11 protein-coding genes, 1 tRNA gene and 3 pseudogenes are annotated in these 15,185 nt (G+C 51.1%); 5 read left to right on the top strand and 10 right to left on the bottom strand.

All coding sequences use genetic code 11. The features are described from left to right. Positions 1-23 precede the first annotated feature (23 nt). The 3 genes and pseudogenes from ACPV3A_RS02325 to ACPV3A_RS02335 form a co-directional block, all read right to left on the bottom strand. Positions 24-1,376 carry a HAMP domain-containing sensor histidine kinase gene (locus tag ACPV3A_RS02325; RefSeq protein WP_339218776.1) on the bottom strand — a complete coding sequence of 451 codons (1,353 nt, stop codon included), beginning with the start codon at positions 1,374-1,376 and terminating at the stop codon, positions 24-26. Continuing rightward, positions 1,369-2,052, bottom strand: a pseudogene (locus tag ACPV3A_RS02330) (response regulator transcription factor). Before ACPV3A_RS02330 ends, ACPV3A_RS02325 begins: the two are co-directional and overlap by 8 nt. A 389-nt stretch (positions 2,053-2,441) precedes the next feature. Continuing rightward, a pseudogene (locus ACPV3A_RS02335) lies at positions 2,442-5,041 on the bottom strand (adenosylcobalamin-dependent ribonucleoside-diphosphate reductase). A gap of 420 nt (positions 5,042-5,461) precedes the next feature. Here ACPV3A_RS02335 and ACPV3A_RS02340 point away from each other — a divergent pair. From ACPV3A_RS02340 to ACPV3A_RS02350, 3 genes are all read left to right on the top strand, one after another. After that, positions 5,462-7,219 (top strand): DEAD/DEAH box helicase, encoded by a 1,758-nt coding sequence (locus tag ACPV3A_RS02340; RefSeq protein WP_194543854.1) that lies wholly within the window; start codon positions 5,462-5,464, stop codon positions 7,217-7,219. Position 7,220: 1 nt separating this feature from the next. After that, positions 7,221-8,183, top strand: a complete 963-nt coding sequence (locus tag ACPV3A_RS02345) for a YqhG family protein (RefSeq protein ID WP_426198024.1) — start codon at positions 7,221-7,223, stop codon at positions 8,181-8,183. A gap of 144 nt (positions 8,184-8,327) precedes the next feature. Further along, positions 8,328-9,464, top strand: a complete 1,137-nt coding sequence (locus tag ACPV3A_RS02350) for a hypothetical protein (RefSeq protein ID WP_426198025.1) — start codon at positions 8,328-8,330, stop codon at positions 9,462-9,464. 216 nt (positions 9,465-9,680) lie between these two features. On the opposite strand, the gene ACPV3A_RS02355 is transcribed toward ACPV3A_RS02350, so the two are convergent. Beyond that, positions 9,681-9,872 (bottom strand): YqzE family protein, encoded by a 192-nt coding sequence (locus ACPV3A_RS02355; RefSeq protein ID WP_326093243.1) that lies wholly within the window; start codon positions 9,870-9,872, stop codon positions 9,681-9,683. A 151-nt stretch (positions 9,873-10,023) separates the two neighbouring features. Here ACPV3A_RS02355 and ACPV3A_RS02360 point away from each other — a divergent pair, with 151 nt between their 5' ends. Beyond that, the gene (locus ACPV3A_RS02360; protein ID WP_426198026.1) at positions 10,024-10,827 is read left to right on the top strand and encodes an N-acetylmuramoyl-L-alanine amidase; all 804 of its coding nucleotides are present in this window, start codon (positions 10,024-10,026) and stop codon (positions 10,825-10,827) included. 261 nt (positions 10,828-11,088) lie between these two features. Here the strand turns inward: ACPV3A_RS02360 and ACPV3A_RS02365 are convergent, their stop codons facing one another. Together ACPV3A_RS02365 and ACPV3A_RS02370 are read right to left on the bottom strand one after the other, a co-directional pair. Further along, complete coding sequence (locus ACPV3A_RS02365) at positions 11,089-11,976, bottom strand: divergent polysaccharide deacetylase family protein (RefSeq protein WP_426198226.1); 888 nt, start codon at positions 11,974-11,976, stop codon at positions 11,089-11,091. Positions 11,977-12,289: 313 nt separating this feature from the next. Next, a tRNA-Leu gene (locus ACPV3A_RS02370) sits at positions 12,290-12,373 on the bottom strand. A 181-nt stretch (positions 12,374-12,554) separates the two neighbouring features. On the opposite strand from ACPV3A_RS02370, the gene ACPV3A_RS02375 reads away from it, so the two are divergent. Beyond that, a complete protein-coding gene (locus ACPV3A_RS02375; RefSeq protein ID WP_426198027.1) occupies positions 12,555-12,974 on the top strand; it encodes a hypothetical protein in 420 nt (139 codons plus the stop codon). A gap of 82 nt (positions 12,975-13,056) precedes the next feature. Here ACPV3A_RS02375 and ACPV3A_RS02380 read toward each other — a convergent pair whose 3' ends face one another. From ACPV3A_RS02380 to ACPV3A_RS02395, 4 genes and pseudogenes are all read right to left on the bottom strand, one after another. Beyond that, on the bottom strand, positions 13,057-13,386 hold the full coding sequence (locus ACPV3A_RS02380; RefSeq protein ID WP_071221734.1) for a carboxymuconolactone decarboxylase family protein: 330 nt from the start codon (positions 13,384-13,386) through the stop codon (positions 13,057-13,059). 69 nt (positions 13,387-13,455) lie between these two features. Then, positions 13,456-13,674, bottom strand: a complete 219-nt coding sequence (locus tag ACPV3A_RS02385) for a hypothetical protein (RefSeq protein WP_071221735.1) — start codon at positions 13,672-13,674, stop codon at positions 13,456-13,458. Between the two features lie 117 nt (positions 13,675-13,791). Beyond that, positions 13,792-14,121 carry a hypothetical protein gene (locus ACPV3A_RS02390; protein ID WP_071221736.1) on the bottom strand — a complete coding sequence of 110 codons (330 nt, stop codon included), beginning with the start codon at positions 14,119-14,121 and terminating at the stop codon, positions 13,792-13,794. Positions 14,122-14,339: 218 nt separating this feature from the next. Next, positions 14,340-14,799, bottom strand: a pseudogene (locus tag ACPV3A_RS02395) (xanthine phosphoribosyltransferase). Between the last annotated feature and the right edge of the window lie 386 nt (positions 14,800-15,185).

Here is a 15,185-nt window from a genome sequence, read left to right on the forward strand (position 1 = left end):
GTATTTTCGATTGTGTGACGGAGTTACATGGCTGGCAGAAAGACGGTTATCGCCGTGCCTTTTCCTACAGCGCTGTCGATTTCGATCGAGCCGCTGTGCAATTCGACAACGCGCTTGACGATCGCAAGACCAAGTCCGCTTCCCCCCGCTTCGCGGTTGTGCGACTTATCGGCCATATAAAAGCGTTCGAAGACGCGTTTACGGTCTTCTTCGGTAATGCCGATTCCCGTATCGCGAATGACGACTCCGATTTTTTCATTTCCTGACACAAGCTCGATGGAGATGTCGCCGCCCTCGGGCGTAAATTTGATGCTGTTGCTGAAAATATTAAGCCAAACCTGGTTCAGCAGGTCTTCATCCGCATGAATCGCCGTTTTTGGAAGCTTGAAGTGAATATTTAAGTGTTTGTCCGCCCATTGCGGTTCAGCCGCTATGACAATGCGACGCAGCTGCCTGTCAAGCCGAAAGAGCGTCGGATGGAAGGGATAATGGTTCGAATCGATCGTGGCCAATCGAAGCATGTTCTCGCTCAGTCGGGACAACCGCATGCTTTCCTCCCGGATAATGTTCAGACAGCGCAGCTGTTCGGCTTCATCAAGACCGTCTTTCTGCAGGATGGAAACAAAGCCCGAAATGGACGCCAGCGGGGTTTGAATCTCGTGGGATACATTGGAAACGAACTCCTGCCGCATCCTTTCAACCTGACCGACCTCGTAGGCCATTTGCTGAAATTGCTTCGACAAGACGCCTAATTCATCCTTGCTCTTCGTCTGAAGAACGATATTATAGTCTCCCTTGGCCACTTTTTGGGTTGCGGCCGTCAAAGCCTTTAAGGGTTTCACCACTACTCTAGTAAAGAGTATGAATTTGAAGCTGCCGATCGCGAGCGCAATCAGAATGAACGAACCTATAATGGTGAATAGGAGATACATGTTGGAGCTTTCCGGATGGATGACGAGCGCCAGCGGCTCATCAGCGGTTCGCAAAGGAAAACCCATTTGAAGGCTCGTCGGCAAGGGCAGGACGGACGTGCTCCTCATGATTTCGGCGCCGCCCTGGACGAGTCGTATTTCGTCATCGCTAAGGTTGGGTTTGCTTGTGTGGCTGTACGCGTAAAGCAATCCGTTCCGATCGTAGATCCATAGGGATACCTTCATTTCTTCGGACAACTGATTCAGATAATGACCGCGTTCAGTTGGCGCCAATCGGGAATAGACATCCGCAATCAACCCGCTTCGCATCGCATATTCGTCCCGGATGGATTGCGTGACTTGGTTTTGAAACAAAGATACGGTGATCGGAATGGAGAGTCCGAAACCTACCACTAATGCAACAATAAAGATCAATAAAATTTTGAAGTTGATGCTCTTAATCATGGATTTCCGTCTCCAACCGATATCCGAGACCGCGAACCGTTACGATGCGAAACAGATGGGGATAGGCGGCGAACCGCTCCCGCAGCCGCTTGATATGAACGTCGACCGTCCGCTCATCCCCGTCGTGGTCGAATCCCCATACCGATTCGATTAACTGCTCTCTCATAAAGATTTGGCCGGGATAGCTTGCAAGCTGATATAACAGTTCAAATTCCTTGGGCGGCAAATTCCAATTCACGTTGCCGTCCGAAACGGTTCCCCGAAGCCGATCCAGCTTGAAGCTGCCCAATATAACTCTCTTATCGGCCGCAATACGGTACCGGCGCAGCACCGCTTTGATTCGGATCACCAGCTCCTGCGGATCGAAAGGCTTGACCAGGTAATCGTCGGCGCCCAGGCCGAATCCTTTCACCTTCTGACTCGTCTCGTGCTTGACCGTTATCATGATTATGGGTAGTTCGGGTTACAAAAGCCGCAGTTCGCTGCACAAATCCCACCCGTCCATGACAGGCATCATGACATCAAGCACAACCATATCCGCAGGCGAGCTTTCCATTTCTGCAAGCGCCTCTTTGCCGTTAACCGCGCCCCGGACATGATAGCCTTCGCATCTTAAAACAAGTGATATCATTTCCAACATATGAGCATCATCTTCTACTATAAGAATACTTGTCATTCCTTATCCCCCTTACTTCATTTTGCTGTTTGAACGCTCAAATGGGAACGATAAGTAACCAACCGATTCTTTAATTCCATTCCGATAGTTATTACGAAAGGTTATCTTCTTGCCATTATAATCGCTTTGTTAGATATTTTCATGGCAATGTAGTTCTCTCTCTTTCGTAATCTCAAAATTGTTGAATACCAAAGATTGCTTGTCGTTAGGTACTAAACGACAAATAAGGGTAGGCAATGTTCATCATCGCCTACCCTATATTACATTTTATTTAGTTGATTCCATACTTTTCATTCCAACAAATGGTTGGAATGGAACCGTCTAACGAATTATGAAACTGGAATTTCACTCACATGATATCTACGTCGATATCAGACAGAACAGCTTCCTCACGAACACTTACTATATCCGCAGTTCCCGCACGTCTTGCATCCCTCGATATTAATCAAGGATGCCCCGCCGCAGGATGGACACAGATCCAGCGACATGGTGCTGCCGCCTGTGTGGGAGCCGTGTCCGCCATACCCCGCGGCTGCTGGCGCCACAGCTTCGCCTGCATCAACAGGCGCCATCGTGGCTGCGACCGGTGCCGGATCATGGTCATGATCTGCCCCAGCGTTGTTCGCCACGTGCGTCTCAAGCGCCTTCGCCACAGCGTCGGCGATGGATTCTACGCGGTTTGCGCCGAAGCCGATCGCGCCGGTGCCGCCGATGCCCTTGAGGTGCTTGATCAGCAGCTCCACCTTATTGCCGTGGTCCCCGTAACGCAGGAACAAGGAGCAGACGCGGCCCAAGGCTTCCGCCATTGCGAACACATCCGAACCGGCCTTGCCGACGTTCAGGAAGATTTCGCTTGGGATACCGTCCAGATCGTTGATGGTAATATACGCCATGCCGAACGGCGTGTTCATTTTATAGGTTGCGCCGCGCAGCACTTGCGGACGCTTCTTGTATTGCTTATCCAACCCGCTCTTGCTCGGTGAGGCTGTCACGGCCACGCTTCCGCGCTTTGCTCAAGCGCTGTTTCCGCAGTAGAAGCCGTGGTTGCTTCGGCGGCCTTATCTTCTTTTTTCTCCGTCTGCAGCACCTGCACGTCGCGGCTGCCGTCGCGGTAGATCGTTACGCCTTTGCAGCCCAGATCGAATGCCAGCTCATATAGGCGCTTCGTATCTTCAACCGTAAAGTCCGACGGACAGTTGGCCGTCTTCGAGATCGAGCTGTCCACCCAGCGCTGAATTGCCGCTTGTACCCGGATGTGATCCTCGGCGGAGAGACTCATCGCCGTGACGTAATAATCCGGAAGCTCTTCGCCCGGATGGCTGTCCAGCCAATCCTGAGCAATCGGCACGAACTGCTCGTCGAAGCCGAGTCGGCTCTGACGGAAGTATTTGAAGGCAAAGTACGGCTCGATGCCTGTCGACGTTCCGACCATCGTACCCGTGCTGCCCGTTGGCGCTTGGGTAATGACGGTGACGTTCCGTGCACCTTTTTCACGCACCGCTTCGGCAACTTCCGGATACACCTCGGCCATATTTTTCATGAAGCCGCTTTGCAGGTACAGCTCGGCGTCGAATGCCTGGAACGAACCCTTCTCTTCGGCAATATCGACGGAAGCGAGATAAGCTTCGCGCGCGATGAAGCCATACAGCTTATCCAGGAACTCCAACGATTCCGGGCTGCCGTAACGGATGTTCAGCTTGATCATCAGCTCCGCCAGACCCATCGTTCCGAGGCCCACGCGGCGCTCTTTTTTCTGGTTCAATTCGTTTTCTTCAAAATGGTACGGCGTCCGGTCAATGACATTATCCAGGAAACGCACGGAGTACCGTGTCGTTGTAGCCAGCTCATCCCAGGCAACGTCATGGTTCGCTTCATCATAGAACTTCGACAGATTCATCGCGGACAGGTTGCATACGCCCCAGCCCGGAAGTCCTTGCTCGCCGCAAGGGTTCGTACAAATAATCGGGTTGAAATACCAGCTGTTGGACATCTGGTTATAGTATTCCATGAATACGACGCCCGGTTCTGCGGATTTCCATGCGGATTCGATAATGGTGTGCCAGACCTCGCGTGCTTTTACTGTTTTATATGGAATGATACGGTGTCCGGCTTTCTTCCATTTATCCAGATCGCCGTCCCACAGCTCATCATAGTCAGGATCCGTAGTATCCGGGAACACCAGCTCCCAGTCCAGATCTTCCTTCACGGCCTTCATGAAATCATTGCTGACGCATACCGACAGGTTCGCATTCGTAACTTGTCCCATCGTCTGCTTCACGGTAATGAAATCCTCCACGTCCGGGTGCCAATCATTAATCATCAGCATGAGCGCGCCCCGGCGGCTTCCGCCCTGCTCGATCAATCCCGTCGTATAACTGAACAATCCGCCCCACGATACCGCACCGCTGGAGGAGCCGTTCACGCCTCTTACGATCGCGCGCCGAGGACGCAGGGAAGACAAATTAATGCCGACTCCGCCGCCGCGCGCCATGATCTCGGTCATCTCGCTCAGAGTTTCCATGATGCCGCCCCGGCTGTCCTTCGGTGAAGGAATCACGTAGCAGTTGAACAGCGTCAATTCATCGCTTGCACCAGCTCCAGCCGCAATCCGTCCGCCCGGCACCAGCTTCCAATCATCCAGAATCTCGCGGAACTTCCCGCGCCACTCTTCCTGCAGTTCAGGCGTTGCCTCAACCGATGACATGGCAGCCGCGAGTCGATCCCACATTTCTTCCGGCGTTTTCTCGGTGGTTAACGTCAGCTTCTCCACATCCGATTCCACAAGCTCGCCCTTCCGTGTCTTCACCGTGACCTTGCGGCCTTCGCGTTTCACGATTTCGCCAACTTCCTTGGTCGGAAATTTAGGATCATCCTTCGTCAAAACGAGCACCACATCGCCTACCTTAGCGTTGTTGGAGTCCGCATCCTTCCAGGCATACCGGTCCAAAAAGATCTTCTCGCTTAAACCTTCCAGCCGCTGATTCTGCATCGTACTCAAGAGCAACTACCTCCTATATAAAATATAAAATTAAAAAGTTCCGCAGTTATGCGCTCACCAACAACATAACCTGTTATGTAGCCGGTCAAACATTCAAAACCACTATATACACCATATATAGTGCTACCAATTCATTATACTACACTATATATAGGTTAACTATGCCGATAATGTGAAAATTAAGCCAACAGATCCAAGCTCCCGCTCGCAAGCTTCCGCTTTCTTCCTCTCGCTCTCTTTTTCGGCCTTCCCTATGAAAAAAAGGATGAAAATATCCAATTCCAGCAGCCGTGCGCCCTTTGGGTTATTCCACGCCTTCCGAATCCGTGCAAGGTTATGAAGACTTCTTTTTTCGTCCATACTACATATACACCGCTGGCCCGGAATCTTTCACAACAGGAGGAGATCGACATGAACCATCAGCCATCTGCCGACTCAGGCATGATTTTCGACGCGCGTCTTCCCGTTCCATTGCAGATCGACCGTTCCTGGTTTGACGATCTCGCCGGTCGACTGGACAAGGGCGGACCTTGGGGTGACTATCGTCTGGCCCAGCTTGCCGTGGAGGGCGAGAAATCGCGTCTCGTTACAAGCTTTGAAGAATTGCAATGCCTCAAGCACCTAGGCGGCTTATCCCCGCTCCCCCATCAGACCGATACCGCCAGACGCGTATTGTTCGAGATGTCGGGTCGAGCCATTCTCGCTGATGAAGTGGGGCTTGGTAAAACGATTGAAGCCGGCCTTATTTTAAAAGAATACATCGTGCGCGGCCTGGTATCCAAAGTGTTGATTCTCGTTCCCGCTTCCCTTGTGCTGCAATGGGTTCGCGAGCTGAACTCCAAGTTCGGCATTCCTGCGATTGCGCAGAAAAAAGCGTACTCCTGGGGCAATGATATCGTTGTCGCCTCCATGGACACGGCGAAGCGCGATCCGCATCAGGAGATTCTGCTGAACGAGGAGTACGACATGCTCATCATCGATGAGGCGCACAAGCTCAAGAACAAAAAAACCTCCAATTATCAATTCATTCAAAAGCTGCGCAAAAAATACTGTCTCTTGCTGACGGCCACGCCGGTGCAGAACGATCTCAGCGAGCTCTTCAATCTGATCACCCTGCTGAAGCCGGGCCAGCTTGGAGGCCAAGGGCAGTTTGCCGCTAATTTTGTTGTCGATAAACGAAGACCCAAGAATCAGGAGCAGCTCAAGGATGAGCTGTCCAAGGTCATGATCCGTAACCGCCGCGGCGAAGGCGAAGTGAAATTCACCAAGCGATCCGTCCGCAATGTAGGGCTTAGCCTCTCGCCCGAAGAACAGTCATTATACGACGGCGTCACGTCCTTCGTCAAAGATCAGTATCAGGCAGCAGGGGGAAATTTAAGCAGTATGCTGTCCCTTGTTACGCTCCAGCGTGAAGTGTGCAGCAGCCGCGATGCCGTTTTCGTGACTCTTGTTAATCTGTCCAAGAAGCTGCCCGAGGACTCTCCGCTGCGCGATAAAATCTGGGAGCTCGTCTATCTCATCAAGGCCATCAAAGCCAACACCAAGGCGGAAAAAACCATCGAGCTGATCCAGCAAATGAACGAGAAGGTCATCGTATTCACGGAATACCGCGCCACCCAGGAATACTTGCTCAATTATTTCCGCGATCACGGGCTCATCTCCGTACCGTACCGAGGCGGAATGAACCGCGGCAAGAAGGACTGGATGATGGATCTGTTCCGCGGCAAGGCGCAGGTCATGATCGCGACGGAAGCCGGGGGCGAAGGCATCAATCTGCAATTCTGCCACCATATGATCAACTTTGATCTGCCCTGGAATCCCATGCGGGTCGAGCAGCGGATCGGACGCGTCCATCGTCTCGGCCAGACCAATGACGTGAAGATTTACAACCTGTCCACTTCAGGAACCATTGAAGAGCACATTCTGAACCTGCTGCACGAGAAGATCAACATGTTCGAGATGGTCATCGGAGGTCTGGATGTCATTCTCGAGCGGTTCGAGAAGAAGGAATCCATCGAGAAGAGCCTGTACAAAATCATGCTGGAGTCCGGCAACGATGATGAAATCCGGCAGCGCATCAGCACATTGGGCGACTCGATTCACCATATCAAGCAGGATATCGAGCAGGGAAGCACCGTCGAAGATAATCTAAGAGAGGAAGAAGCCTAATATGACCATGACGCCGCAGGAGGTGCAGCAGCACTTCATGGCCTATTTGGAAGCCACCGAATGCACCGTCATTGAAAAATCGCCTGAGCATGTCACCGTGAAACTGTCGCCGCAAGCCGACAAAATGCTCACCAACCGCCCGTATTACTGGGGCTTCGTGGAACGTACCGGCGCTCCCGCCGAAACGCTGTCGTTCAATTTCGTGTTTGATCCGGAAAAATACGACGAACGGCTTGCAAAAACCAAGGAAGCCGAAGCCAAAGCGCAGCTTGCCTCGCCTACGCAGGATCCACTCCTGGCCCGCTTTTACGGCAATGCCCCGGTTCTGCCTATCCTCGGTCCCGGCCGCATTCAGCGGGAGAACATTGGCTACGGCAGCAGCCGGCTGGCCCAAATTTGGAATGCTTCCCGGGAGGAAGGCAAATGCGTCTATCTGTTCCAGCAGCGCGGTACCGAGCCTCGTCCAAGAGCCCGTTCCACGCCGTATGAGCAGTGGCTAGGCGTCTGCTTCAAAGTGGAGTTCAGCTGTGATCTGAAGCGGGAGGAATTGTTTTTTCTCGGAATCTCGCTATCCAGCCGTGCCATTGCCCAAGACTTCCCGGCGATCCTGGATGGACGCGAGCTGACGCCCCGCTTGCCGGAGAGCGTTCACGTCCGCCCCGCTGCTCTTACCTTGCAGCAGGCCGTAGATGCGCTAGAGAACCATCTTATCGACAAGATAAGCAAGCTGGACTACGACTGGGCCACCAAAGCAAGAGAACGTCTTGAAGAAGAACTGCTGGTGATCGACAGCTATTACGAGGACCTGCTCAAGGAGCAGGACGAAGAGAAAAAAGCGCTCATCGAGGAGCAATATAAGAACCGCCGGTCCGAAATGCAGTGGCAGTACGAGCCGAAAGTGAGCTTGTCCGTCATAACCTGCGGTCTATTTCATCTGTGTTCGCCTGTGGGTGCGTCATTATGACGCTCCTCTACAAAAGCAGGCAAAAAAAGAACCATTCTCCCTTCTCCTACCGCGACAGCTTGCAACAGCCTTTGCAGAGCTTGTCCGATATGATGATTCCAACACATCCACGGCGCGTAGGGCCAAGGAAAGGCGGTTAATGATTTGAAGCGTTGGAACATGGAACTTCATAACCATGATGTCAAGGATTGCAAGAACTTCAAGCCCCAATCAGCCGATAACAAGCAGAACAGCCGATATCGAATGTTGTCTGTTTCCATCATTGTAACGACTATCCTCTGGTTCAGCACGGTCCAGCCGCAGGCAAGCTTGGCTGCAGCAAGCCAGGCCGACGTTTCCAATTCTGCGAACAGCCTTAGTCTGACTGGCACTCCGTTTACTGCGGATCATCACACATCAGGCGTTTCAGGGGTTAGTCAGAACAAAGCTGTAGCTCAGGTTCCTGGGAATTTGATGGACTTTGCCGAGGAGACTGTCGCTCAATTATCGGCCCATGCGCCATTTACGACATGGGACGAAGCAACACTCGAGTTTACACCGCTCGGTCCGGGCACGCACGGCTGGTTAGTCACGATTTCCGATGAAGGACTGCCGCAAGGATACATGATTATCAGTGCAGGAGAAGACGGCGGATATATCCTGAGTGAATACGGGATCGGCTCGACCCTTCCCTACAGCCAAGCGCCGCTGAAAGAGCGGCTCGCTGCGGAAGGCCTTGTGAAGGCTGGAGGGTCATTGCCTCAAGGCAGCACCGTGCGCAAGCTGTATGACGTGTCCCCTGTCTGGCAGGTCCAGCTGCCCGGCAAGAAGCCGGTTTATTTTAATGCACTAAATAGTGAAGCCCTACCGGATGAGCCCCAGCAGACTCATTCAACGACCAACCTGGTATCCGTATCGCTGCCTGCAACAGCCAAAGGACTCGTGACTTCATCCAAATCCAATCATTGGTTTGCCGGAACGCCCTCCATCACAACCGGCGACTCCGTGGATCCTTACGATAATCTGCTGTGGCTGACCACTGGAAATCTCACAGCCCGAAGCAGCGCCGATCTGCGGAATTTACTTAAGGAGCACTCCACCCTGATATTTAAGTCCGCAAAAGGCAATGCCGCCTACGGCGCGCCTTTTAACTTAACGGGCTGGCATCGATGGTCCTCGGAGAATCAGGAGAACCCGGCTGCGCTTTATGTTTCGGTTCCCTTGCGGAATACAGACACCCTCCGTTTCCTTCCGGCATCCCGTTTAGTCAGACAAGGGCAATTTTATGCCCAGCCGGAATAATACGGGTTTTCCCATGCCGTATAACATGACTGACAAAAGGACGCTGCCTCTTAACGGGCAGCGTCCTTTATTTCAAAACGGTTTATAAGTGTGCACTCAGCACTCACAAGGGTCGAAGCCATCCAGAAGCATGCTTACTCCGTGCCTGACATCGTGCGCGTAGGAGGCAATGCGCATGATGTACAAAAAACGATTTCATGTATGAACCATTAGCTGTTACTTCGTCTTTTTTTTGCGCTTGGTGGTTACATCCTCTTTCCATAGCGACATGGAGAACGGAATCATGCCGAACCACCTTGTGGTCCAGGATTCCTTCACCTTCGCCTGGCGCCGAACGTCCTTAGGCGTATCTATAAAATGAACCACGCGCTCGGTAATGTACTTGATCAATTCATCGCCGCTAGCCATACGAATCAACTCCTTTTGGTTTATCCACATCCCAGTATCAGTTTGCTCCATTTCGATCAATTCTAGACGCTCGCACTTGAACAGCATGATTTTTCCGCCATATGCACATTCTAAAAAAGCCGAAATTTTTACGTGAAAGAAGGGAGCCATCATGATTAAGACAGCAGGGGTATGGATGCTTCTCTTTACACTGGCACTCCCGAGTTCTGTTATGGAAGCATATCCAGTGAAGGAGCAAGCCATGACGCGTCCCGCGCATGCCGTTCATAAAAGTCCAATTTCGACAACCCGGCTTCTGACCGAAACGCCGGAATCCACCCACTCTTCAGGTCAGGAAATCGACCAGTCAAAACTAAGGCAGCTGCACCCTTTTGCCCATGATGTCATTCTGATCGATGTGGGTCATGGCGGAATCGATGGAGGAACGTCGTATGGTAACATTCTAGAAAAAGATGTCAACCTGGCCATTTCACGCAGACTGTTCATGCTGCTTCGCAAGGAAGGCTATCATGCCGTACTGAACCGCGATGCCGATTACGCGCTTAGCGATGACAATCGCTGGCATCGAAGCTCCTCGAGACATCGCCGCGATCTGTCGCAGCGCAAGCAGCTTAGCAGTGAAATCCCGACCAAGCTGGTGGTCAGCATTCATGTGAATTGGGGAAAGAACTCGTCCAAGCGCGGAGGCATCGTGCTGCATCAATCCGAGGGACGCAGCACCCTGCTTGCGGACACCATCCAGGAGCAGCTGAATCTGGTTTACCGCAGCAGCAATCACATCATGGTAGGTAAACCATACTATCTGCTGAATCAAACCCAAGTACCCGCCGTCATCGTCGAAACCGGCTTTCTCAGCAATATGGAGGACCGGAAATTATTAACCGGCCGCAACGGTCAAATGCAGATCGCTGAAGCCATTGCCGACGGGATTATCAGTTATTTAACGGCCCTGTAATTTGGGGCTTTTTTTTTGCTTATATAGGGTTCTCAGCCATATCTATTAAGACGCCTAGCATCGATCTCCGCAGCCGATGAATAAATGCAGCCTCCACATATGTACAGCCTTCCATACAGGGATTGGAATCACCGGATCCTTGTCTGGAAGGCTATTATTTTTTTTGGCTCTTCAAGATAGGGGCGGACCTTTGTCGGATAATCTTTTTAACGCCGGTTGCTTCACGGCATGCCGAAACCGACTCCGGTTCTGCTGCTGACACTAATACGCTGACAGCGGATTCGGCCGCCAGCTTGATCGTTCCCTAACCAGATCGCTGATACCCACAAACTCCACCTTGGCTTGCAGTTTCGGAATGGTTCCTTTCAGCGCTTCTGCCGTCCGGGTTCCATATTTGCCGACATGGCCAATTGCAATGCAGGATGTTCTCTCTTCCGCATGCTGTACCGCGGTCAGGAGCTGTTTGCTCACGTGCTGAACGGTATGAACATCATCCAGGAATATATCGTTGGCGATGGACGGCATCCCCTTCTCCGCTGCCAGTTTGCCAATCACGCTATGGTAGTTTGTCTTGCTGTCGATGAAGAACAACCCTCTCTCCCTGCATACATCAAGCACAATGGACATGACCCGCTCATCCCCGGTAACCTTGGAGCCCATATGATTATTTATCCCAACGGCATAAGGAACCGAATCGATTGCCTCCTCCATCCGTTCACGAATCTCCTCATCGGTTAGTGAACTTAGAATGGCACCCGGTCCGAGCCAGGAAGATCGTCCTTGCTTCGGCTCCATGGGCATATGGATGATGACGTCATGCCCTTGCCGATGCGCAGCTTCGGCATCCTTCACGCTTGTTGGCAAGAAAGGCATTACCGCCACCGTGATCTTAACAGGAAGACTCAGCATTTCCTGAGTCCCTTTCTGATCATTGCCAAAATCATCAATGATGACGGCCAGCTTATTAACTTTCGCCTCCTGATCAGGCCTGCCGCGTCCGGATTTTTCGTGCATTTCTTCCGTTTCCTGATTGGGAGGATCAGCAGCAGGGGTAGAGGCCACCCCTGCGCCATATCCGATCTGTGCTCCGTACACGATCATCCATATCGTACACAGCAAGATAACCAATTTTTTGAATGCCTTCCGCATGGTTACTCCCCTTCCATTCATGTTCATGCTAATCACACCTAACCGTATTGTTTGAGAAAAGGTATGTAAATATGTAAGAGTGATTGTATTAGCACAGCCCAGGCACAGAAACTTGCCGCCACCGTTGGATCGTCGGCTTTCTTACTCACAGCTGCTTTCTCCGCAGCTCCGCGGTAATTTTGAACTTGTCGGGTTGGCTGTCAACGGCATCGCATTATTTTGGTTAAAGTCTTTCATCCCGCCATCTAAAATCTCAACACAAAAAAAGCTCGTAAGCTGCTAAAAAGCAAGTTTACGAGCTTCTTTATAAGGATGCGGTCGAGAGGACTCGAACCTCCACGGGGGTTAGCCCACACGGACCTGAACCGTGCGCGTCTGCCAATTCCGCCACGACCGCATATCATGTTCATCGCTTTTAGGAGACAAGTCCTTATCAGCGGCGACAAGATATATAATATCACGCTGCACGAATTGAGTCAACACTTTTTTTGAACTTGATTAAAAACCTGTTTTTCGGTTAAAATAAGAACATAAGTTCCCGTTCGATAACCATTTTCTATATAAAGGCGGTGATGTTGATGGCCATACCGGCTGTTACGACGGAAGAACGTGCATTGATCAAGAGTTACCTGCTGCTGATGTTCATTCATAAGGTGTTTGAAAGGGATTGCCGAATCATTCAAGAGAGCGGTGTCTTCAAGAGCCCTCAATTGTATGTAGAGGTTGTGGGGAATGGCGCCAAGCGTGCTGCTGTGCTTCTTCGTGAGGTGAAGCAGGAATTCACCAAGCGGGCGATTAAGGTGTATGATATTGGACAGAACCAGGAAGGAATCCAGGCACGATATGCTTGTCGGGGTTACATTGGTTCGATGAACATTCTATGGCCATCCTTCCGTGAGGAGATGATGGACCGCATGCGAGCCTACCTTGGGCTGGTTTCGCCCGAGACCGAGTCCTCTGAGCAAGCCTATCCTCCTGCCGCTGTTTACGCCCGCTAAATCGCTGCCCTTAAACAGAGAATAACCGTCTCCCCACTGAACATGAATGTTCCGGTTGAGACGGTTATCGCTGACACGTGAATCAATGAAGATTATGCTGCACGCGGGTCAATCCCTGCGAGAGGGCATGTCCCGCACTGGCGGCAGACGCCACGGCTACAGCCTCCATAATCTGAGCATCCGAGGCTCCCTTCGCACGGGCTTCTTCCATATGATAGAAGGTACACAGCTCATTATTGGCAAACAGTCCGATTCCGAGCGCGATCAGCTGCTTTGTTCGCTCATCCAGTTCGCCATCCTGAAAGCAAACGCCTGTGAACTGATGATACGCTTCTGCCATTTCCGGCATGCTCTGCTTCAAATTCAGAATTTCATTCTTGTAAGCCGAGACCTTGTCATTGGACATTTCCATAACCTAAAGCACCTCTTCCACAAAAATTTGATGCGAGGTTAAGTTGTCCGACGAGTTCGAGATCTATGCCTACTCTTCGATCGGGCTTACTCTTGGTTCCTTTTTAAGCTGGTAGCTGTAACGGCGATCCAGTTTAACGACCCGCCGATTTCTGCGGCGTATAATGACCTGCTCCGGGTCCCAGGCTACAACAAAGCCTATAATATCATTGGTCTCCAAGCCGTCCCGGACAACCCGGACCAATTCGCCGGAGAGCCGAAGCTCATCGAGTCTTTCATCGCTAATCATCACCATACCCCCTTCATAAACTTAGTGCAAAAAAAGACCTAAATGAGATCATTTAGGTCTTTTGAATGCGTTGCGATATCGACAAACATCCCGACTAAGAGATGTTCTATATACCCATTAACGCTGTGCCGGCTCGATACTGTCATTCTTCTCGTACCAAAAATCCAGAACGGTTGAAGACATGACACGCTTCTCGATATATTCTACCTGCTGAGGCGTAAACTGTTCCTTCCATTCGAAGGAAACCTCCTCACACAATCCGGCAATCGTCAGCAGTTCTGACCAGGCAACATAGCGTTTGTACCAGAAAAACTGAGGATGTTCAATCATATAGGGATATAGATCATCAAACTCCGTATGTTTACAATCCAAAGCACGTTCAAAATGTACCTTTGCTTCATTCAGCTTCTCAATCAAAAACGGCTCGGTTACAGGTTGTTTCCCCATGGTGCTGCCTCCTCTCTCTTGCCTACCTCTTTATTATAAGCGAAAATCATGGAGGCGAAAAGATTTTGTTGTGATTTTAGGCTGAAATCCACTTAAAATTGACTACGAATTTACACTATTACGCACGGCAAAGGCTAGGGTACAAACGTTCATGACGGAAGTCCTGCCTTTCGGCTCTACTCCTGACATGCCATGAAGCGGTTGGTATATTCCTAAACCTAGCTGAACGTAATCTTGCCGTCCTCAAGCGACGATATGGTGACCAGCGATTCCACATGAACATTCTGTTCGCGCAGCGTTCTCGCTCCAGCCTGGAAGCTCTTTTCAATCACAACGCCAAGCCCGATTAATTCTGCCCCTGCCCGTTCAATAATCTTGATCAGGCCTCTTGCAGCGTCACCGTTCGCGATAATGTCATCAATGAAGAGCAGTTTATCCTCTTCGCCGATAAACTGGCGCGATCAATTCAAGCGCCGCGGCAAATGCAACAGAAATGCCGGAGGATTCCAGCGTAACGACCTTGGTCACGCCGCTCTCTTTAAATCTAGCCGCAAATTCCCGGCCCATATCCATAATTAATGCCGGGTCTACTTGATGCGTCAGCAGGGCATCCAGCTTCAGCACTTGATCCGACAACACGACACCTTCTTTGATGATCCGCTCTTTCAACCAATCCATCCAAAAGACCTCCCACGATTCCTTTGTCGTAAAAGTAACATATTCCTCCCTGTACGGCAAGTACAAACGCTGACTCCGTCATTTAACTGTACGGTTCCCGTCAGAATTCCTGACATTGATCTCCTTGCCTGGCCATCATCATGTACATGCCTCCGGTAAGGACCTGGACAGGTAGGAGTCATGTCCCAGCTGAGCCAAGCATACCTTGTACTAAGCAGAACGTATTAACTTTCAAGGGGGATGCGGGGCTTGCGTAATTCTGTTCGTGTTTTACAGATCGCGTTTACATATATCGGAACCATCGTTGGCGCTGGCTTTGCAACCGGACGTGAAATCCTTCAATTTTTTACCCAATATGGACACTGGGCCACACTTACCATTCTGCT

Source organism: Paenibacillus sp. Dod16, assembly GCF_049893405.1.
Taxonomy (GTDB): domain Bacteria; phylum Bacillota; class Bacilli; order Paenibacillales; family Paenibacillaceae; genus Paenibacillus_AQ.

Coding starts and splice junctions, on each gene's coding strand:
- ACPV3A_RS02325 (WP_339218776.1), bottom strand. CDS start 1,376: ATGATTAAGAGCATCAACTTCAAAATTTTATTGATCTTTATTGTTGCA.
- ACPV3A_RS02340 (WP_194543854.1), top strand. CDS start 5,462: ATGAACCATCAGCCATCTGCCGACTCAGGCATGATTTTCGACGCGCGT.
- ACPV3A_RS02345 (WP_426198024.1), top strand. CDS start 7,221: ATGACCATGACGCCGCAGGAGGTGCAGCAGCACTTCATGGCCTATTTG.
- ACPV3A_RS02355 (WP_326093243.1), bottom strand. CDS start 9,872: ATGGCTAGCGGCGATGAATTGATCAAGTACATTACCGAGCGCGTGGTT.
- ACPV3A_RS02360 (WP_426198026.1), top strand. CDS start 10,024: ATGATTAAGACAGCAGGGGTATGGATGCTTCTCTTTACACTGGCACTC.
- ACPV3A_RS02365 (WP_426198226.1), bottom strand. CDS start 11,976: ATGCGGAAGGCATTCAAAAAATTGGTTATCTTGCTGTGTACGATATGG.
- ACPV3A_RS02375 (WP_426198027.1), top strand. CDS start 12,555: ATGGCCATACCGGCTGTTACGACGGAAGAACGTGCATTGATCAAGAGT.
- ACPV3A_RS02380 (WP_071221734.1), bottom strand. CDS start 13,386: ATGGAAATGTCCAATGACAAGGTCTCGGCTTACAAGAATGAAATTCTG.
- ACPV3A_RS02385 (WP_071221735.1), bottom strand. CDS start 13,674: ATGATTAGCGATGAAAGACTCGATGAGCTTCGGCTCTCCGGCGAATTG.
- ACPV3A_RS02390 (WP_071221736.1), bottom strand. CDS start 14,121: ATGGGGAAACAACCTGTAACCGAGCCGTTTTTGATTGAGAAGCTGAAT.